We start from the raw sequence: 401 nt of genomic DNA, 5'->3' as shown, positions 1-401 counted from the left end.
CTTGCTAAGTACAAAGGATTACCAGCAATCGTAGAGCGTTTTTTGAAATTTTTACCTGTATCTATTATCTTCGCCTTGATTCTTTCAAGTGTAGTGACAGGAAAAGTTGGAAGTTTCCCACAGATAAAGTGGTTAGACTTGATTGCAGTCTTTCAGACAGCCTTTGTCGCCTTTCGTTACCGCAATCTGGTGGGGACGGTTATCTTTGGAGTGGTCTTGATAGCAGTCCTTCGTTTGGTCTTTTAGTCAGACATAAAGAAAACCTATGGCAAAGATAGAAATCATATAATGGCGTAATTGCTTTTTTTCTGTTAAGATAAGACTATATTCTATTTTGGAGGAAATATCATGAAGAAAATCATCAAATATTCATCACTTGCTGCCCTGGGGCTTGTTGCCGC

At 38.7% G+C, this 401-nt stretch carries 1 protein-coding gene; it reads left to right on the top strand.

The features are described 5' to 3' along the window. The coding region (locus tag AC066S_RS39830; RefSeq protein WP_478272068.1) for an AzlD domain-containing protein at nucleotides 1–246 on the top strand (246 nt) is incomplete at its 5' end. Nucleotides 247–401: the final 155 nt, after the last annotated feature.

This window comes from Bradyrhizobium sp. CFUWI, from assembly GCF_056429085.1.
The sequence above is the reverse complement of the archived record's forward strand: the minus strand, read 5'-3'. Positions and strand labels throughout refer to the sequence as shown.